Source organism: Levilactobacillus yonginensis, assembly GCF_964065165.1.
Taxonomy (GTDB): domain Bacteria; phylum Bacillota; class Bacilli; order Lactobacillales; family Lactobacillaceae; genus Levilactobacillus; species Levilactobacillus yonginensis_A.
In genome coordinates this window covers 2,181,400-2,199,211 of sequence record NZ_OZ061549.1, presented here as the reverse complement: position 1 = coordinate 2,199,211, position 17,812 = coordinate 2,181,400, and the positions used below count along the sequence as shown (strand labels likewise).

Annotated in this window: 17 protein-coding genes; 10 read left to right on the top strand and 7 right to left on the bottom strand. The window is 46.9% G+C overall.

Features of this window, described 5'->3' with window-relative positions:
• Nucleotides 1-265: 265 nt before the first annotated feature.
• Nucleotides 266-1,087: an NAD(+) diphosphatase gene (gene nudC / locus AB3Y94_RS10205; protein WP_367296124.1), complete on the bottom strand. Its 822-nt coding sequence runs from the start codon at nucleotides 1,085-1,087 to the stop codon at nucleotides 266-268.
• A gap of 265 nt (nucleotides 1,088-1,352) precedes the next feature.
• Between nudC and AB3Y94_RS10200 the strand changes: the two genes are divergently transcribed.
• The 5 genes from AB3Y94_RS10200 (at nucleotide 1,353) to AB3Y94_RS10180 (ending at nucleotide 5,807) form a co-directional block, all read left to right on the top strand.
• On the top strand, nucleotides 1,353-2,270 hold the full coding sequence (locus tag AB3Y94_RS10200; RefSeq protein WP_367296123.1) for a hypothetical protein: 918 nt from the start codon (nucleotides 1,353-1,355) through the stop codon (nucleotides 2,268-2,270).
• Nucleotides 2,271-2,478: 208 nt separating this feature from the next.
• Complete coding sequence (locus tag AB3Y94_RS10195) at nucleotides 2,479-3,363, top strand: hypothetical protein (protein ID WP_367296122.1); 885 nt, start codon at nucleotides 2,479-2,481, stop codon at nucleotides 3,361-3,363.
• A gap of 186 nt (nucleotides 3,364-3,549) precedes the next feature.
• Entirely contained in the window at nucleotides 3,550-4,377 is an 828-nt protein-coding gene (locus AB3Y94_RS10190) for an undecaprenyl-diphosphate phosphatase (protein ID WP_367296121.1), read from the top strand.
• A 285-nt stretch (nucleotides 4,378-4,662) separates the two neighbouring features.
• Nucleotides 4,663-5,064, top strand: coding sequence for a transglycosylase (locus tag AB3Y94_RS10185; protein WP_367296120.1), 402 nt, complete (start codon nucleotides 4,663-4,665; stop codon nucleotides 5,062-5,064).
• Nucleotides 5,065-5,264: 200 nt separating this feature from the next.
• On the top strand, nucleotides 5,265-5,807 hold the full coding sequence (locus AB3Y94_RS10180) for a hypothetical protein (protein WP_367296119.1): 543 nt from the start codon (nucleotides 5,265-5,267) through the stop codon (nucleotides 5,805-5,807).
• Nucleotides 5,808-5,987: 180 nt separating this feature from the next.
• On the opposite strand, the gene AB3Y94_RS10175 is transcribed toward AB3Y94_RS10180, so the two are convergent.
• The 3 genes from AB3Y94_RS10175 to AB3Y94_RS10165 form a co-directional block, all read right to left on the bottom strand.
• The gene (locus AB3Y94_RS10175) at nucleotides 5,988-7,157 is read right to left on the bottom strand and encodes a DUF998 domain-containing protein (RefSeq protein ID WP_367296118.1); all 1,170 of its coding nucleotides are present in this window, start codon (nucleotides 7,155-7,157) and stop codon (nucleotides 5,988-5,990) included.
• A gap of 132 nt (nucleotides 7,158-7,289) precedes the next feature.
• Entirely contained in the window at nucleotides 7,290-8,156 is an 867-nt protein-coding gene (locus AB3Y94_RS10170) for an aldo/keto reductase (protein ID WP_367296117.1), read from the bottom strand.
• Between the two features lie 12 nt (nucleotides 8,157-8,168).
• The gene (locus tag AB3Y94_RS10165) at nucleotides 8,169-9,035 is read right to left on the bottom strand and encodes an aldo/keto reductase (RefSeq protein WP_367296116.1); all 867 of its coding nucleotides are present in this window, start codon (nucleotides 9,033-9,035) and stop codon (nucleotides 8,169-8,171) included.
• A gap of 118 nt (nucleotides 9,036-9,153) precedes the next feature.
• Here AB3Y94_RS10165 and AB3Y94_RS10160 point away from each other — a divergent pair, with 118 nt between their 5' ends.
• Nucleotides 9,154-10,029 (top strand): LysR family transcriptional regulator, encoded by an 876-nt coding sequence (locus tag AB3Y94_RS10160; RefSeq protein WP_367296115.1) that lies wholly within the window; start codon nucleotides 9,154-9,156, stop codon nucleotides 10,027-10,029.
• A gap of 176 nt (nucleotides 10,030-10,205) precedes the next feature.
• On the top strand, nucleotides 10,206-11,246 hold the full coding sequence (locus tag AB3Y94_RS10155) for a zinc-binding dehydrogenase (RefSeq protein WP_367296114.1): 1,041 nt from the start codon (nucleotides 10,206-10,208) through the stop codon (nucleotides 11,244-11,246).
• Nucleotides 11,247-11,455: 209 nt separating this feature from the next.
• Here AB3Y94_RS10155 and AB3Y94_RS10150 read toward each other — a convergent pair whose 3' ends face one another.
• The gene (locus tag AB3Y94_RS10150; protein WP_367296113.1) at nucleotides 11,456-12,031 is read right to left on the bottom strand and encodes an NADPH-dependent F420 reductase; all 576 of its coding nucleotides are present in this window, start codon (nucleotides 12,029-12,031) and stop codon (nucleotides 11,456-11,458) included.
• Between the two features lie 187 nt (nucleotides 12,032-12,218).
• Here AB3Y94_RS10150 and AB3Y94_RS10145 point away from each other — a divergent pair, with 187 nt between their 5' ends.
• From AB3Y94_RS10145 to AB3Y94_RS10135, 3 genes are all read left to right on the top strand, one after another.
• Nucleotides 12,219-12,644 (top strand): Rrf2 family transcriptional regulator, encoded by a 426-nt coding sequence (locus AB3Y94_RS10145; protein WP_367296112.1) that lies wholly within the window; start codon nucleotides 12,219-12,221, stop codon nucleotides 12,642-12,644.
• A 233-nt stretch (nucleotides 12,645-12,877) separates the two neighbouring features.
• Nucleotides 12,878-13,552: a helix-turn-helix domain-containing protein gene (locus tag AB3Y94_RS10140; RefSeq protein WP_367294845.1), complete on the top strand. Its 675-nt coding sequence runs from the start codon at nucleotides 12,878-12,880 to the stop codon at nucleotides 13,550-13,552.
• On the top strand, nucleotides 13,549-14,442 hold the full coding sequence (locus AB3Y94_RS10135; RefSeq protein ID WP_367294846.1) for an IS3 family transposase: 894 nt from the start codon (nucleotides 13,549-13,551) through the stop codon (nucleotides 14,440-14,442). The genes AB3Y94_RS10140 and AB3Y94_RS10135 overlap by 4 nt, the downstream gene beginning before the upstream one ends.
• 91 nt (nucleotides 14,443-14,533) lie before the next feature.
• On the opposite strand, the gene asnS is transcribed toward AB3Y94_RS10135, so the two are convergent.
• Both asnS and AB3Y94_RS10125 read right to left on the bottom strand, forming a co-directional pair.
• Nucleotides 14,534-15,925, bottom strand: a complete 1,392-nt coding sequence (asnS, locus tag AB3Y94_RS10130) for an asparagine--tRNA ligase (protein WP_367296111.1) — start codon at nucleotides 15,923-15,925, stop codon at nucleotides 14,534-14,536.
• A 748-nt stretch (nucleotides 15,926-16,673) separates the two neighbouring features.
• Nucleotides 16,674-17,804, bottom strand: a complete 1,131-nt coding sequence (locus tag AB3Y94_RS10125) for a GGDEF domain-containing protein (protein ID WP_367296110.1) — start codon at nucleotides 17,802-17,804, stop codon at nucleotides 16,674-16,676.
• Between the last annotated feature and the right edge of the window lie 8 nt (nucleotides 17,805-17,812).

Below are 17,812 nucleotides of genomic sequence, written 5' to 3'. Positions count from 1 at the left end.
AGAACCGCTTTTCAGGCCGTAGGCGTTCCCCACAGCAGGTGGAATCTCTGACCGCCTTCGGTGACTGGTGAGACTAATTTCAAGTCTACAATGTCTTACTATCCTTGGCTTGATAACGGTTTCTGAACTGTCAACCTTTAGTCAGTTACTAACTCAATCACCACTTTTTTCTGGCGTACGTTTTTTGACACCGCAAATCAAAAAAGCCATCTGGAAATCTTCCCAGATGGCCTTTGTCGCCGGACGTCTACTGTTAGCCTACATCTTAAACCTCACGATTCCGAAACGCTTCGATCATCTTCCACGTCAGACTCCGTGCCGTGTCGTCATGCGGAATTTCTTCCCGTTTGAACCACTGAGCCTTGGCTAATTCGTCATGCTCTAATCGAATCGACTTCTCTTGGTCCAGATCAGCAAAGAAGCCCACCAACAGAGACTCAGAAGGCGCCCATGGCTGACTGCCATAGTAGCGAATATTATGAACGGATAGTCCCACCTCTTCGTGGACCTCACGGGCAATCGTTGCCTCTAGTGTTTCACCAATCTCTGCATAGCCTGAAATCAGTGAATACCGGTTATACCCCGTCAAGAACTTGGTCATTAAAATACTATCACCATCCGTGACACCCACGATAATGGCTGGCGAAATCTTAGGGAAAATCAACTGGCCACATTGGGGGCAACGCAGGGCCCGTTCCTTGCTGTCCTGTTCCATCCGGTGACCACAGCGACCACAGAATTGATTGGTCTCGTACCACCAGCCCAGATGCGCAGCCGTAGCAGCAGCGAAGGCCAACCAACTTGGCGTCAATTGGGTAAACCGACGCGTTTCAACATACTGGTAGGCTGCATCTTCTGACACCTGCCCGGCCACTAGGTAAAACGCCGTCTGGTCTACCGAGAAAAGGTACGTGTACGCCGTCTCGGGCAGTTGCCACTTGGCAGCCACCTCCTGATAACGAGGCAATGTTCCGTCGTGTAAAATGGCTTCGCGGTTGTGGTAAAGGACCACATAATCCGTCCCAATTGGAGCGCGACGTTGGTCATAGTGATTGTCAAAAACCTTAGGATTAATATCTTGAAACATACTGACACCCAACTCTCTTCGAAGTCTTTGTTTTGATGACTCATAGTATACGCTTAATTTGTCTTTATTATTGATATATTTCTGAAAACGGCCATCAGTTAATTGACTTGTGCCGCCATGATCGGCCATGCTTTCCCTTATCTGGCAACGTTTTCACAAGACTGACACCTGAAAATAATTAAATAACGTGCTATAATCTAAAACGCATGCTTTAAAATTCGAATTTTATATAACATATCTCTAACTAAAGGAGGACCCCTGTCCCATGCACTTGTCCAAACCTGAATTGCGGGACTATCTCATTGGCTTTGCCTTAGTCCTGTTCATGGTCGCCATTGCCACCTGGCTGAACGACTATGAAATCATTCTACCAGAAATTGGCGCGCTAACTGCCGGTATGTGGATCTACCATAACCCCACCTGGATTGCCCAACCATCCAAGATTTTCCTAGCACCCTCCGGAACTGCTGTCATTGGGTTCCTAGTGAATCAACTGGCCATCGGGTACGCCGAAAAAGTCTTACTAACGCTGATTCTTATTTTGATTCTACTCAATCTCTTGCGTTCCACGCTGGCGCCATCCTTTGCGACGGGACTTCTACCCATTATTATCAATGCCACACACTGGTCATTTATCCTGGCCATCTTCACGTTCACATTGATTCTCATGCTGGGAGTTCTGCTTCAGGGCCATTACCGGGGGTTGCCCGGTGGACAGCCGCTGCACTGGCAACACATGCTCGGTTTCAGTCTAGCTGCCGGCATCTGGGTCGCCGCAGTTTGGCTTGCCGGTTTCCCTCAAATGGCTGGAATTCCACCCGTATTAGTGGTTTTCTTTGAAGTTTCCCAGATGTCTAACTATAGCGGAAAATTGGCGCTAAAACACATCGTGGCGTTGAGTGGTGCCGCCACCTTGGGCGTGCTAGTTCACCTCATATTAGCATCCTGGCTGCTATCGGCGTTAGTCACCCTTCCACTAGTCTTTATCCTGCTACAACTCTTACGCATCAAGTTGCCGGCAGCGTACGCGTTTCCACTGTTGGCGTTGGTCTTACCGGCCAACATGTTTCACACATTGCCCATTGCGGCTACATTAGCTTCGTGCTTTTTCTTGGGATCCGTCGTCATCTTCCATCAAGTGGCAGACCGCGTCCGGGTATCTTCTGAAAATAGTGAAATATAGATGAAAGGTCGAACAACTAGCAAAAGTTGTCGGCCTTTTTAGTTAGCAATTAACGCCTAACCGTTTTCCTGGTGTCATTTGACCAGGAAAACGGTTGAATAATTTTCCTAATAACCGGACCATTCCTTTATCGGGTCGATACGATTAAGGTATCCTCCAGCGAACGAACATGCTATGCTGTGGCTAACATTATTGGAGGAAAACGACTATGAAAAGACACCTAACGACCCTACTTGCCCTTGGCCTGTTAGCAGGCTCACTGGGAACCCTTACCGCCCACGCCAATTCGTCGGAACCGCCCTATGTCAGTCCCATTTCTGGTAACGGCTGGCTCCACGATACCGAGTCACAACTTGGCTCATTTCACAACACCTATTACCGCTTGAAGAGCAAGACCAAGGCCACCATTATGATGTCCAAAACGTCTGGTGGTGGGACGGTTACCAAATCCATTACCCTGCCTAAAGGTACCATTGTTGCTGCCAAGAAGGACGGTAAATGGTTAGAGGCTCGCTACAACACCATCAGCTATGGCTTAAAGAAGAAAGGTATCCCTACTAAGGGCGTCGCTGGTGATGGAGAACTTGCCTTCAAGATCAAAACGACTCAGGCAACTAAGATTACCCGACCAACCTACGCTCCGGCGTACGGAACAGGCGCTTATTTAAGTGGTGGCTTAAAAGCCATTGAACAGCTAGCGACGTATAAATACAATCAGGTCACCGTGACATCCGACGGCTACCTTGAATACTTTCCTGCCGCCAAAAAGACGTTTACCAGCTACAATCCATTTACGGATACCGACTACACGTGGTCCGTCATGCACGCAACCAAACCAATCCAGAGTATCAAAATTACCAAAGCCACTAAGAAGGGCGCGACGGTTAACCTGTTTACGAAGGTAAAACCCGTTGGGATTCCTAGTCAGCGTATCGCTAAGAGTGGTAAATTCCAATACAAGGTGGCTCTGAAGAATCGCCACCAACCGTATACTTACGAAGATAATTCGTACGCTGATGATACAGCTATCGCCAGCACCTATAGCATTGGTAAAATGCAATTTTACACGGTAATTGGCGGCGGCTTCAACTAAAGGTAGCGTATGCCCGCAGATAATTAACGCGATTAAATACAGCAACCAGGTCTGGGATTATTCCCGGACCTTTTTCTCTGCCTGACTAAACGTTTACTAACCATTTACCAAACTAATACGGCTACTTTACATCCATCCTGTATGATTGAGCTTACTGCAACTCTACATATTAAAGGAGAACCAATCGTGTTAGATATCATTAAAGCTGTCATTCTCGGCATCATCGAAGGGGTCACCGAATTTCTACCAATTAGTTCCACCGGACATCTATACCTGGCAGATGAATTCATCAAACTCAACGAGTCCACTGCCTTCATCAATATGTTCATGGTGGTCATCCAGCTGGGCGCCATCCTGGCCGTCCTAGTCCTCTATTTTAACAAATTGAACCCTTGGGCTCCTGGTAAGAGCAGCTTGCAGCGCCATCAAACCTGGGCTCTGTGGTTAAAAGTTATTGTGGCCGTGTTGCCATCAATCATCGTGGGACTCCCCCTAAATGACTGGATGGACGCTCACCTGACCAACTGGCAGGTTATCGCCACAACTTTGATTATCTATGGGATTTTGTTCATTATCATCGAAACTTACAATCGACACCAACGTCCTCGCTTTGACGATCTCAACCGCCTGCCCATGAGCATGGCCGTCTGGATCGGTCTGTTTCAAGTTCTGGCCATGGTACCGGGAACCTCACGCTCCGGTGCAACCATTCTAGGGGGAATCCTGCTGGGAACCTCACGCTATGTGGCCACCGAATTTTCCTTCTTTCTGGCTATTCCCACGATGTTCGGTGCCTCTTCCTTAAAGATTCTAAAATACTTTCTGCACGGCAACCACTTTACCAGTAGTCAACTCATCGTACTCCTCACTGGCGTCATTGTTTCATTCGTGGTGGCCTTTTTATCGATCAAGTTTCTCTTGCGGTATATTCGGAATAATGATTTCAAATTATTTGGTTGGTATCGGATTATCTTGGGAATCATTGTCATTGGTTACTTTGGCTTTTTTCGGTAAAATTCACCAAGTTAAGCCACAGTGTCGCAAATTTGATAAATCTTGTTTTACAATCATTTATTATCCCGTTAATTATTAAGCTGTGGTCCAAACCGCATCAGACCGGCAATACGCCGTACTGTTACTTATAAATAACTTGTACGCTTAAGTATGTCGACCATTCCCTTGAAATATTATTTAATCTTATGTGACGCCCTTTTAACTGCTTAGTAATCTAATTGCAACACTCCTCGGGTATGCTAGTAGCATAGATTATACGGAATAGGAAGAGTGTTTAAATAAAATATGTCAAAACTAAAAATCAAATTTGCAACACTATTACTACTTTTCGGCTTCGCCTTCGGTATGGCTACCGATGTGACGTCAAGTCTGACTAACCAAGAACCGACGACTGCCCAAGCAGCCAAGAAATTATCTGCCTCACAAAAAAAGAAAATCTCTAAAATCAACTCCGGGTTATCCAAGAAGCAAAAAGCTGCCAAAAAGTGGATTGCTTTCCGCGAATCTCGCTACAGTTACAAGGCCCGCAACGGTAACTGTTACGGCCGCTACCAATTACTGAAGTCTTACCTGCACGGTGACCTCTCAGCTGTTAACCAAGAAAAGACCGCTAACAAGTACGTGAAGAATCGTTACAAGACTTGGACTAAGGCTAAGTCATTCTGGCAACATCATCACTGGTACTAAACACAAGCAACCGATCGAACGTTTATTTCAACGTTTGATCGGTTTTTTCATCCTAAAATAGGCCGGTAGAGTGCCTCAGAATCCTATAAGTACCGATTATATGACACTTTAATCATCTTTCTTTACCACAACTTAAGTTGTCCAATCCGACCAAGTCTCGTAAGCTAGAGGAAAACAGTCAAAGAGGACGCGCGTTTATCATGAAAAAATCACTACTATTTGGAAGTCTAATCTTACTGGTACTCCTGCTTCTGGGCGGCGGTTGGGCCTTAAATCAGCAGCACCAGCCGACCCAAGCTACCACAGCAACTACAAAACCTAACAAACCCAAACGCCCCAACAACCTTCTCACCGTGACCGAGCTCAAACAACACGAAAAACTCCGTTACGCCGCCATCATTTATTACGCCTTGAAATATACCAAGTTACAACGATGGCAAGAAGCTTCCGACTTTAAGGCTGGTTGGCAAGTTGAAGTTTACCCCCACCACGGCCACCCCCAATATCTTGTCTGGCCCGACCAAAACACGACAGATCAGGACAAAAATCTTGAACCCAACCGTTTTAAACTCACCGCTAAGCAAACGGTCACCTACAACAGCTTCATCGTCCACTCTTTTAGCAAGGATATGACTCAGGCTACCAGATTAACTAAAATTGCAGCAACTATCAGTCAACATCACAAGGGACGGGCTGTTCGGCAGATGGTGCCTAATCTCACTGTTAAAAACCATCACAACTAAACCGCAACAGAAAAGGGTCGAGACATACCATCTCGACCCTTTTCTTGGGTTCTGAACTATATCCAGACAATTCCGCTGAACCCCCGATAAGCAAGCCAGCCAATATCAGAATTATTCGTCGGTTGCCGCTAACGATCACCCACTAACCCACGTTTCTCTCACTCTCTTCTCTGACCGCTTTCAAACACGTTTAGTCTGTTGAATCATGCCTTCCGTTCCAGCTGTAATCAATCCCTCAATCTGTTCCAGGAGCATCAACAACCACCCAAATGCCATGACAAAGGCAATCAATTCAAACGCCGTCAATGAGAAGTACCCCAACCATCTAAATAGGATTTCAGCAATCACCAGCGCTACCCCCACTCCGTACGACAGGTACAAGAAGTCCCGCGTAATCTGAGGTAACAACCAACGAACGCCTATAATCAGGGCAATGATAAAGTACACCAAGAAAGTTGCCACTTGATCGTGTAGGTCATGAGAAATAGCGTTGTTAGGGAAGACTCCCACCATTCCCAAGTCCACTGCCGTTAGCGTTAACAGAATACGTAACACCCAAAGACGACGTGAATTGGGAAAGACCTCATGCAGACTCACGAAAAGGTAATCAATCAGGGCAATCATCAATAACGCTGCGAAAATCAACGTCGCATTGAATTGCCAGCCACTAGACGCCCCGTTCGTTCCCAGAAAGCTGAGGTTGTGTTGCCACCAGTACTTCTGATTGTTCACGGCCATGGAGATGACGACACCACTGATGATGACCAACGTCAGCACAGTGGTCAAGACACCAGCATCTACCATCAGTGAAAAGTAGACCATCGTGGCATTCACAACCAAACTAAAGACAAAGAGAATAATGCTAGCCGTAAACGAGCCAAAGATGGCGCCATTAAATAAGACACCTAACAGCCACATACTCCCGCTGAGAACTAACGCCAGAATCAATGCAAATGACAACACAATAACCGGAAAGTTTCGCCAGTAGATATTTTTCGTAAAGTGATTCAAGGGATTATTACGGTCATGGATAAAGAACCCCGCGAAGAGTAATGTCCCCAACACCACCCCTACCAGAATAATAGCCGTTGCCAGAGACTGTTCCCCCACCAGTTTCACCGTGTGCATCCCCTGCGAAACACAAAAAATAAAGAACCCCACACTCGCAAACAGGGCCAGTAAGAGCGGCCAGAATACTACCCGTTTTTGGAAGACCTGTTGGCGGGGTTCCGCAAACTGGACGACTAACCGGTCCCGCTTCACAACCAGTTTAACTGGCGTATCTTCCAGCAATTGCAGCTGTTCACTGACCGCCGCCGGAATCTTCAATTGATAATCTTTACTCTTCATGTTTTCCTCCGCTACCTGTTTTCACAATGACTTCCATTATACCAGAGGGGTCACTCTAACTGAGCGCATTCGACAAAAATAGACGGCACCGCTCACTGGCAGCACCGCCTATCAATCTTTCACTCACAACCGCTAGTCGTCAGCGTGAACGTCGAACGCAGCTAATAACGTCTCTTGAACACCGTCAGCATCCGGATCATGCATCCCTTTGCCCTTATCCAAGCCAGCCAGAGTCGTCATCTCAGCTGGCGTCAGTTTGAAATCAAAGATAGCCAAATTGCTCTTAATGCGAGCAGCGTGGACCGACTTAGGAAAAACAATAACGCCCAGTTGATTTTCAAATCTTAAGATGATTTGACCGGCATTCTTGCCGTACTTTTGGGCTAGACTGGTAATCACGGGATTGTTGAGCAATGCCTGATTCCCCTGACCAAGTGGCGCCCAGGCCTCCAGCTTCACGTCATTTTCAGCCATCAATTGGCGTAACGGTTGTTGCTGGAAGTACGGATTAAACTCAACTTGGTTAACGGCGGGCATTGTCTCAAACTGCGGCACAAACTTCTGCCAAATCTTAGGCGTCATATTAGAAACCCCAATTGAGCGAATCTTGCCCGCCAGTTGGGCCTCTTCCATTGCGCGCCAAGCACCGGGAACATCCCCATAAGGTTGATGGATCAGGTAAAGATCCATGTAAGCCAATCCGAGTTTTTTTAAGGAAACATCAATGGCCTGCTTAGCTGCTTCATAGCCAAAATCTTGGAGCCACAACTTGCTCGTCACCCAAATTTGGTCACGTGGAATGCCGCTATCAGCAATAGCTTGCCCAACTTCAGTCTCGTTAAAGTATGCCACAGCAGTATCGATATGCCGATAGCCCAGCTGCAAAGCTTCGAGTACGGCACGGTAAGTTGACCCATCACTCGGGATTTGGAAAGTCCCAAACCCAATGGCAGGAATGTCATGACCATCATTTAATTTAATCGTTGGCGCATTTGTCATTGTCATCTCTCCTTAGCTAAGTTGCTTCAAACTTGATCCAAAAATTTGTTCAATCGTTACGGGATCACGGTGATCAAAGAACTGACTCTCTTGCTTATCTAACGACTGCATCACTCGCATTTCAGCGTCCGTCAATTCAAAGTCAAACACGTTCATGTTTTCAATCATCCGTTCCTTGTGAACTGACTTCGGAATTACCGTAATACCTCGTTGAAGCAGCCACCGCAAAATCACCTGTCCCGTTGCCTTGCCGTGAGCCTGCGCAATTTGGGCAATCGTTTCATTTTGGAAAATATTGTGTTTCCCTTCAGCGAAGGGGGCCCAGGCTTCAACTCGTACGTTTTCGCCTTGACTGAACTGCACCTCTTCGGGCTGTTGGTACCAAGGATTGATTTCAATTTGATTGATGGCTGGCTTGACCGTCATCGTCAACTCTAAATTTTTCAGTTGATCGGCATAAAAGTTGGAGACGCCGATCGCGCGAATCTTGCCAGCTTGTTGGGCTTCTTCCAAAGCGCGCCAAGCCCCCATCGTGTCACCATAGGGTTGATGCAACAAGTATAGGTCCATATAGTCTAAACCTAACCGCTGTAAAGAATCGTTGATTCCCTGCTGAGCACGTTCATAAGTAAATTCTGACACCCACAACTTTGATGTAACAAAGATTTCATCACGCGGCACGCCGCTTCTCTTGATGGCACGACCGACCGCCTCTTCGTTCTGATAAGCCGTTGCGGTATCAAGTAACCGATAACCGGCTTGCAATGCGGTGACGACGGCTTCTTCACATTCCTTTAAATCAGGTACTTGGAAAACGCCAAATCCTAGTTGAGGCATCTCAACCCCGTTATTTAATTTAATTGTTGGTACAGTAGTCATTTTGCTGGTCCATCCCTTCATGTCTTGAATGACTCTACTATACTGGCAAACGCCTTAGTTGAAAATTACCAGATAAACATGCTAGCATACAGGTGACGTATACTAGGAGGGACTTGTTATGTTAGAAAACTACTTATTAGAAGAGTTGGTGACCTTTGCTCAGACCGGCACCCTAGCCGAAACTGCAACGCAGCTCAACGTCACCCAACCCACCGTTACGCGGGGCATGCAAAAATTGGAGAGTGACCTCGGCGTTCAATTATTTGACCGTCAACCCAACCGACTCAGTCTGACCCCCACCGGCGAATTGGCTACCCAAGAAGCCACTGCCCTGCTCCAAGCACAGAACCAAGCAGTTGCACGAATTCATAGCTTTGATCAAGACCAACGAACCCTGCAAATTGGCACCACGCTGCCAGGGCCCCTCTACGTTTTGAACACACTATCCCTGCCCACCAACGTCACGATCAACCACGAGCTATTGGCAACCAACATTGACACACTACTCATCAACCACGATTACTCACTAATTTTTTCCGATCACAAGCTCGCCTCTAAAACTACCAGCTCTCAGCTAGTTGGCTACGAACGGCTAGCAGTCAATCTAAATAAATTTATGTTTCAGGCTAATCAATCGACCATCACCTTCGCCGAGCTAAAAGATCTTAGCTTCATTGTCCTCACTAATATTGGCCCGTGGCGTAACGTGATTCAGCAGGAAATTCCCAATGCCAAATTTCTCTACCAGGAACAGCGAGAAGCCTTCGATGAAATTACAAAATTCGCTGACTTTCCTTATTTCAGTACCAACATCTCCATCTTTGATCCGCTCGATCCCACCCAAGCATCCCCCACTACCCTAAATGACAGTCGCGTTCGGATTCCCATCAGTGATGACCAAGCGCAACTGACCATTTACGCCAACTTTTTGCGATCAGAAAAACAACGCGTCCAACCCTTGATCGACCAAGTCATGGCAAAGTGGCCCGACTAACGATTCAACTCATGTACATTAAGCATAGACAATGATACGCAATAAGCATTGAACGTGCCGGTAATTTCCCACTAAGCTAATCCATGATGACCAAGCACCATCACGAAAGTAATCATTCTTTACAAACAATTTGTGAACGCTTAAACTTTTGATAGAAACATCTAGGAGGTAACACGATGAAATCAACTGTATTTGTAGAACCAGGTAAGGTTAAAGTCGTTGACGCTGATATGCCTCAGATTCAGGCACCTGATGACGTGATTATTCACGTTGTCCGGACTTGCGTGTGTGGCTCAGATCTCTGGGCTTACCGCGGCTTAGAAGACAAGGCGAAAAACTCCGAAAACTCCGGTCACGAAGCTATTGGGATCGTTGAAGAAGTCGGTTCCGACATCACGACCGTTCAACCCGGTGACTTTGTCATTGCACCATTTACCCACGGCTGTGGCCACTGTGCTGCTTGTCGGGCCGGCTTTGACGGTGCTTGCCAGAACCACACGGACAACTTCAGTAGTGACGTGCAATCCGAATACATTCGTTTCCAACACGGCGAGTGGGCTTTGGTTAAGATTCCTGGCAAGCCAGCCGACTACAGCGACGAAATGCTGAAGTCCTTGCTGAGCCTAGCCGACGTCATGGCAACTGGTTACCACGCTGCTCGCGTAGCCAACGTTAAGACTGGTGACACGGTCGTCGTTGTTGGTGACGGTGCCGTAGGTCTCTGTGGGGTTATCTCCGCTCAAATGCGTGGTGCCAAGCGCATCATTGCAATGAGCCGTCACGAAGATCGTCAAAAATTGGCCATGGAATTCGGTGCCACTGACGTTGTTGCTGAACGGGGTGACGAAGCCGTTGCCAAAGTCATGGCATTAACCAACAACTCCGGCGCTGACGCTGTCTTGGAATGTGTCGGTACGGAACAATCTAACGACACGGCCATGAAGGTCGCCCGTCCAGGTGCTATCGTGGGCCGGGTGGGTCTGCCTCATGAACCTAAGATCGACATGGCACCATCCTTCTACACCAACAAGATTATTGCTGGGGGCCCTGCTTCCGTAACGACTTACGACAAACAACTCTTGTTGAAGGCCGTTCTGGATGGCGACATTCACCCCGGTAAGGTCTTCACAAAGTCCTTTGCTCTGGATGACATCGATGATGCTTACCAAGCAATGACTAAGCGTGAAGCTATTAAGTCCTTGGTCGTTGTTGACTAACTAGCCAACGTTTTATTTGCCGCCTCTGGCTACACTAGTATTAGTCACGATTATGATTAAATTTATATTGTAGTATTAAAGGGATCAACGTCTGATTATGACGTTGGTCCCTTTTCCAATTTTCGTATTGGACTACCCAAAAAGAGACTCAAGCACTTTTCACCTCTGCTTGAGTCTCCATATTACACTCTTCTATTATACTGATTGGTTTACTTTAAAACGCCGAAGCCACCAGTCCAGCCAATCTTTTCGTTAGCCGCTAAGGTCATTTGTAAGAAGCCAAAGCTTTCGAGTTCACGAGCCCGCTTCAAGGAACCGGCATCAACGAAAGCCACACCACTGTCGGTCAATGCATCAGCAAATGCTTGCTTAGCATCAGCGTCATCACCCGCAGCCATAACTGTCGTTTGTGCTTGGTCACCGACCTTGCGATTCTGTAAGGTTGCCGCAAAGGTTGTGTTGAAGCCCTTGATAACCTTAGATTCTGGTAGTAAAGCCGCAATTTGGGCTGCGGCTGAGCTATCAGCTGGGACAACTAATTCGTCCCAAGTTTCAAAGCTCAGTGGGTTCGTAATATCGATAACGATTTTCCCTGCTAATGCCGCCTGGTTCGCCTTGGCAATGCTTAATGCAGCGTTGTAAGGAACGGCCAGAACAACGATTGATCCTAAGTTTTCTACGGGATCGGCAGAATCAATAAAACTAACCTGATTCCCGCCTTGCTTGAAGACGTCACCGATTGATTGACCCATGTTACCTTTACCAAAAATCGTGATTGCTGACATAATGCAGACCCCCTGATAAGTTTTTAAATTTTGTATTCTTTTTAAGTACAGTTTTAAGAATAACCGCTTTTTTCTAAAATGTCAATTTATTGGCACAATAAAACAAACTAGTTGGGCGTTTTACCTGATTTTTACACCAAACTGTTATAGAATATAATACATAATCTTAACAGAGAGGAGCCTCTACATGGCAAACACCCAGTTCAGCGATACCATCCACGTCCTGGTCTACATCGCCTACTTTAAAGGTAAAAAGATGACTAGCCAGGAAATTGCCAGCAGTCTTGAAACATCGCCCAGCTTAATTCGGAAAATCATGGCTAATCTAAAACACCATCAGTTGTTAGCCCCCACTCACGGCCCCACTCAACTTGCACTGGCACACAATCCAGCCGAAATCACCCTGCGTGACATCTACGCTACGCTCCCCGGCCAAGCTCCCCTACTGAACGTGGACACACATACGTCTCAAAATTGTCCAGTCGGCCAAACGGTTCCCAAGGTCTTGAGCCACTACTATCAGGAGATTCAAGCCGCGGCTGAAGCCAAAATGGCTAAAATCACCTTGCAAGACATCTTAAACGATGTGACCCTGATGCAGCGCTTAAGCTAACTTAATTTCCAAGAACTTGTTTAGGCCGCAGGTGGCGGGGTGAGACTAATTTTAAGTCTATAACGCCTGACTATTCTTGGCTTGATAATGATTTTCAAATTTTCAACCTTTAGTTGTTGAATCAAACTTAATCACCAGCACAAAAATAGCGTCCGAGAAAACTGTTATGATCCCTCTGTGGTTGTCAGATGAAATAATATAATTCATCTGACAATGACGGAGGGATTTTTTGTATGCCAAGAGCCAAGTTTAGTGCCATGGAGAAGCTGGCATTGATTAACGAATTTGAGGCTTCGGGACTATCAAGTACAGCCTTTGGAAAAGCAAATGGTTTAGGTGAGCATACGGTGGCTCAGTGGCTAGATCGATACCACCGTGATGGCCTTGATGGACTGAGGGAAGCCAAGAAAAATCATCACTACAGTAGTGCCTTCAAACTACAGGTTATCTATGCCTTTTTGAACGGTGAAGGTTCCGCACAGGAACTAGCTATGAAGTATGGTTTACGTTCATTTTCCCAAGTAATGACTTGGGTTTCCAAGTATAATAGGGACAAAACTGTGACGGCGTCGCCGTCAAGAAAGCAGGTCCCGAAAATGAGTCGAAAAACCACGTGGGAAGAGCGTATTGAAGTCGTTGAATTCATTACCAAACACAAGCACTCATATAGCGAAGCGGCCGAACATTATCAAGTCTCCTATCAGCAGGCTCGTTCATGGGTTATGAAGGCTAAAGATGGCGGATATGAGGTTCTAAGAGACAACCGTGGGCGCCGTAAGGCACAAAAAGAAGTGACCGACCTAGACAAAGCGAATCTACGGATTCGACAATTGGAAGGTCAGGTCGCCGACATGAAACTACTGGAAGAATTTGTAAAAAAATATCAGGAACTTCAGCGCAAGGGGTGAAACAACAACATCGACTGGCATATCGGGCAATCAGCGAGGTCAGTCAAGGGAAACACGGTGCCATCACAAAATTATTGTCATACGTCGGCGTGAGCCGGCAAGCCTACAATAAGTTCCTCCACCGTCAAGAAACGGTCTGGGGCGCTCAAGAAAAGCTACTAGAAGAACGCATCACATATTGGTTTAAACAACATCATCAAGCAATCGGTGCTGGTAAGATTTTATCAAACCTGAACCGAGACGAGCAGATCACCTTTGACGTTACCATTAAGCGAGTCAAACGCATTATGGGTAACCTAGGGATTCGATGCCAGATTCGGGTCAAGAAGCATCATAGAATCAAGGAACAAGAACAGTACATGCAAGATAATCTTTTGAACCAAAATTTTACGGCCACCGCCCCTAATCAGGTTTGGCTGTCCGATTCAACTGAATTATCTTACGGCGTTAATGGGCAGTTCAAAATGCGGTTGAGCGGCGTTTTGGACCTTTACGGACGGGTCTTGATTGCCTCTAACTTAAGTAAAACAGAAACAGCAGATGCCGAAATCGAAGTATTTCGGCGGGCTTTTGAGTACGCTGGTGACGTCAATCCGGTAGTTCATACTGACCGCGGATCGGCTTATACGTCCAAACAATTCAATAACTTTCTGGTCCCCTACGAAGTCACACGCAGTATGTCACGACCGGGTACGCCTTGCGATAACGCGCCAATGGAACGTTGGTGGAATGAGTTCAAGACGCATTGGATGGATCGTCATCCAATGCCCAAAACCTACGAAGAATTTGAAGCGCTGGTAAAGGAAGGAATCCACTACTTCAATCACCTAGATCGCTCACCAGCAAGAAACGACCTCACCCCGGTAGAATACCGGAGTGAGGCCGCTTAGAGACAACATAAAATTATATTATTTCATATGACAACTTGACAGGGACTAGTACAAACATCTCGGGCGCTATTTTTGCAATTAAACAATCACTTTAGAATTCAGCGTTACCTGGCGTACGTGGGTAAGGGATCACGTCGCGGATGTTTTCCATCCCGGTGACGTACATCAGTAACCGTTCAAAACCGATACCGAAACCAGAGTGTGGCGTTTCGCCGTACTTCCGGAGTTCTGAGTACCATTCGTATTCCTTTGGTGGCAAGTTGAAGTCCTTGATCTTTTGTTCCAATTGGGCGACTCGTTCTTCACGTTGACTCCCACCGATCAATTCACCGATACGAGGGACCAACATGTCGGCAGCAGCAACCGTCTTACCGTCATCGTTGTCGCGCATGTAGAAGGCCTTGATGTCACGTGGGTAGTCGGTCAGGAAGGTTGGGCGACCGTAGACCTGTTCACACAAGTAACGTTCGTGTTCGGACTGTAAATCAATCCCCCACTTAACGGGAACGTCGAACTTGACTGGCGCCTTTTCCAGCTCTTCAATGGCTTGCGTGTAAGTGATTTCCGCAAACTTTTCACCGATAGTTTGATGCAACCGGTCCAGCAAGTCGTCATCGACGTTGTCGTTCAAAAACTGCAATTCATCCTTGGCGTGCTTCAAGAGGTAGGATACCACGGACTTCAATAGTTCTTCAGAAACCTTCATACTGTCGTGTAGGTCAGCGAAGGCCATTTCTGGTTCGATCATCCAGAATTCAGAGGCGTGCCGGGCAGTATGGGAATCTTCCGCCCGGAAAGTCGGGCCAAACGTATAAACATCCCGTAAGGACAGAGCGAAGGCTTCAACCTGGAGTTGACCACTCACTGTCAGGTTCGTTTCTGCCTTGAAGAAGTCCTTGCTGTCATCAACCTTACCGTCCTCAGTCTTAGGCAAGTTGTTCATGTCCAGCGTGGTAACCCGGAACATTTCGCCGGCACCTTCACTATCACTACTCGTGATGATTGGCGTGTTCACGTAGGTAAATCCGTGTTCCTGTAAGTACTGGTGAATGGCAAAGGCTGCCAATGACCGGATACGGAAGACTGCGTAGAACGTGTCCGTCCGTGGTCGTAAGTGGGCCATGGTCCGCAGGTATTCGTACGTGTGCTTCTTCTTTTGTAAGGGGTAGTCGTTGTCGGAAGCCCCTTCCAACACGATTTCAGAAGCGTGAACTTCCAATGGTTGTTTAGCGTCTGGCGTATAAACAACCGTCCCCACAACCTTAATCGTGGAACTCAAAGGCAACTTCGTCATTTCGGCGTAGTTTTCCAAGTCGCTACGCATCACGATTTGTGCGTGCTTCATGCTTGAACCATCGCTTAATTCAATGAATCCAACTCGCTTGGAACCGCGAACGGTCTTAACCCAACCGTGTAAAACAATTTCTTCATCCTCAGCAAAGTGCTGGTCGCTAAATAAATCTTTTACTAAAACTTCTGCCATGATTACTCTCCTTTATAGTGAAAATTCCGATGATGACACAAAAAAAGATCCATCATCCCTCCAAACAGGGACGAAAGATCTTTCCGCGGTACCACCCAAATTGTCTTTAATACAAAACCAACTTTAATAAGCGTACTAAACATACGCACCGTTGTTAACGTGACGGGGACGGTGAGGCCTACTCCTAAGGTTTCAGCCCACAACAGAGACGGAGTTCTCCTAGATTAGTGGGTGGCTAAGCTGACACCATCCTTAGCTCGCTAAACACCCATTTCCAATCCGGCGCTGACCGTCTCATTCGTTTTTATTTCTATGCAACTGTTGTCAGATTATCACAAATGGGGCTAACTTACAACTGACAGTTAACTTGTTTGCATCAGCCTCATATTTTACTGTTAGCCTGGTCGCGCTCCGGTGGTCAGGGATTCCGCCTGCCGTGGGGACGCTTCAGCCAAAGGTTGGGCTTCTCACTCGATTTGAAGCCATTCTGAAAAATTATCAGAAGGCCTTCAGATAAGCCATAATGTAACACCGCGTGAGAAGTCGTATGCTACGTTCTGAGGTACCACTGCTGCTGGCCCCTAATCAAGCGGTATCCCAACGACTTCACGTACACGAGCCGAGCGCCATCAGCGAATCTGCTAACGGCGGTTGGTTCAATCTAAAGTTTGAGAGGGTGTGAGACTCTTGTCTCACACCCTCTCTGTGCTCCAAACATATATAAGTCAAAATGTGCGACAAGTGGCAGTCAAGCCATCGTAATTCGCATCCGCCCGTGACGCTTGGAATGGTAGAGATTCTTGTCAACTCGGTTGTAAAAGTCCATGGGGGACCGATCATCGGTATTGGCAACCGCTACCCCGACGGAAATCGTGACGTTGATTTGATTCGCTTCCGTCTCAATCGTCACGTGGTTCACTGCCGCAAAGATTTGATGAACCACGGGGGCCGCCGTTTCTAAGTCATACGTCGGAAAGAGCAGGTTAAACTCCTCCCCACCGGTTCGATAAAAAGAGATCTGGTCATCGTTGGCCGCAATCACGGTCTGGACCACCGACGACACTTCTCGCAAAACCTGATCTCCCACCGAGTGACCGAAGGTGTCATTGATCTGTTTGAAATGGTCGATATCAAACATCATCATCGTCAGCGGCTGCTCTTGCTTACGACTCTCCGCAAACAAAGCTTCAATCGCGCTAGTATACGCAGCAAAGTTTTCCGTTTGGGTGAGCGCATCGTGACTAGCAAATTTCGCCAGACGCACCTTGATTTCACTATCATGAGATAGCATGGATACATAAATAAACAGCAAGGCCTCAAAAATTACCAAGTAGATCCATTCCTGCCAGAACGTTGTCCAAGTGAACGCAAATTTAAGTTTCATCCACAGCCACAGCAAACCGCCAAAGGGCACCCCCACCAGCATATACACCGCAAAGATACTGTGCCGCCCGTGACACCTGACCCGAATATCATTGAGTATCCAGAAGAAAGCCATCAATGTTACGGCGTGCCCCCACGACTGCCAGTAGCCCAACGAACCGTTAAAGGCCATGTAGATCAAAACGATTGGGAAAAAGAAATAATACGATACGTGAATATTTAGAAAATACGCACAGAAAATAATTGCAATCAGTTGAAAATTCATGAACTGCCAGGCATCCTGACTACCAATGACTAGCGTTTGAATACTAAAGACAAAAACCAACATGTAGATGACGCCGTACCAGGTATTGATGACGTCGTCACTTAGCTTGCTATGCCGGTTGTGAAACCAGGTTGCCAGCCAATTATAAGAGACCCAGTAGAGCGTAAGCACGCCTAAGACGAAGAACACGCTCGTTTCAAACGGTGGGACTTGCCAGTGTGACCATGTCATGCCGAAAC

Excerpts from the sequence above, each read along its gene's own strand:
- AB3Y94_RS10140 (WP_367294845.1), top strand. The coding sequence starts at position 12,878 with ATGCCAAGAGCCAAGTTTAGTGCCATGGAGAAGCTGGCATTGATTAAC.
- AB3Y94_RS10170 (WP_367296117.1), bottom strand. The coding sequence starts at position 8,156 with ATGACAAATGCGCCAACGATTAAATTAAATGATGGTCATGACATTCCT.
- AB3Y94_RS10160 (WP_367296115.1), top strand. The coding sequence starts at position 9,154 with ATGTTAGAAAACTACTTATTAGAAGAGTTGGTGACCTTTGCTCAGACC.
- AB3Y94_RS10180 (WP_367296119.1), top strand. The coding sequence starts at position 5,265 with ATGAAAAAATCACTACTATTTGGAAGTCTAATCTTACTGGTACTCCTG.
- AB3Y94_RS10165 (WP_367296116.1), bottom strand. The coding sequence starts at position 9,035 with ATGACTACTGTACCAACAATTAAATTAAATAACGGGGTTGAGATGCCT.
- AB3Y94_RS10125 (WP_367296110.1), bottom strand. The coding sequence starts at position 17,804 with ATGACATGGTCACACTGGCAAGTCCCACCGTTTGAAACGAGCGTGTTC.
- AB3Y94_RS10200 (WP_367296123.1), top strand. The coding sequence starts at position 1,353 with ATGCACTTGTCCAAACCTGAATTGCGGGACTATCTCATTGGCTTTGCC.
- AB3Y94_RS10175 (WP_367296118.1), bottom strand. The coding sequence starts at position 7,157 with ATGAAGAGTAAAGATTATCAATTGAAGATTCCGGCGGCGGTCAGTGAA.
- AB3Y94_RS10155 (WP_367296114.1), top strand. The coding sequence starts at position 10,206 with ATGAAATCAACTGTATTTGTAGAACCAGGTAAGGTTAAAGTCGTTGAC.
- AB3Y94_RS10195 (WP_367296122.1), top strand. The coding sequence starts at position 2,479 with ATGAAAAGACACCTAACGACCCTACTTGCCCTTGGCCTGTTAGCAGGC.
- AB3Y94_RS10185 (WP_367296120.1), top strand. The coding sequence starts at position 4,663 with ATGTCAAAACTAAAAATCAAATTTGCAACACTATTACTACTTTTCGGC.
- AB3Y94_RS10150 (WP_367296113.1), bottom strand. The coding sequence starts at position 12,031 with ATGTCAGCAATCACGATTTTTGGTAAAGGTAACATGGGTCAATCAATC.
- AB3Y94_RS10145 (WP_367296112.1), top strand. The coding sequence starts at position 12,219 with ATGGCAAACACCCAGTTCAGCGATACCATCCACGTCCTGGTCTACATC.
- nudC (WP_367296124.1), bottom strand. The coding sequence starts at position 1,087 with ATGTTTCAAGATATTAATCCTAAGGTTTTTGACAATCACTATGACCAA.
- asnS (WP_367296111.1), bottom strand. The coding sequence starts at position 15,925 with ATGGCAGAAGTTTTAGTAAAAGATTTATTTAGCGACCAGCACTTTGCT.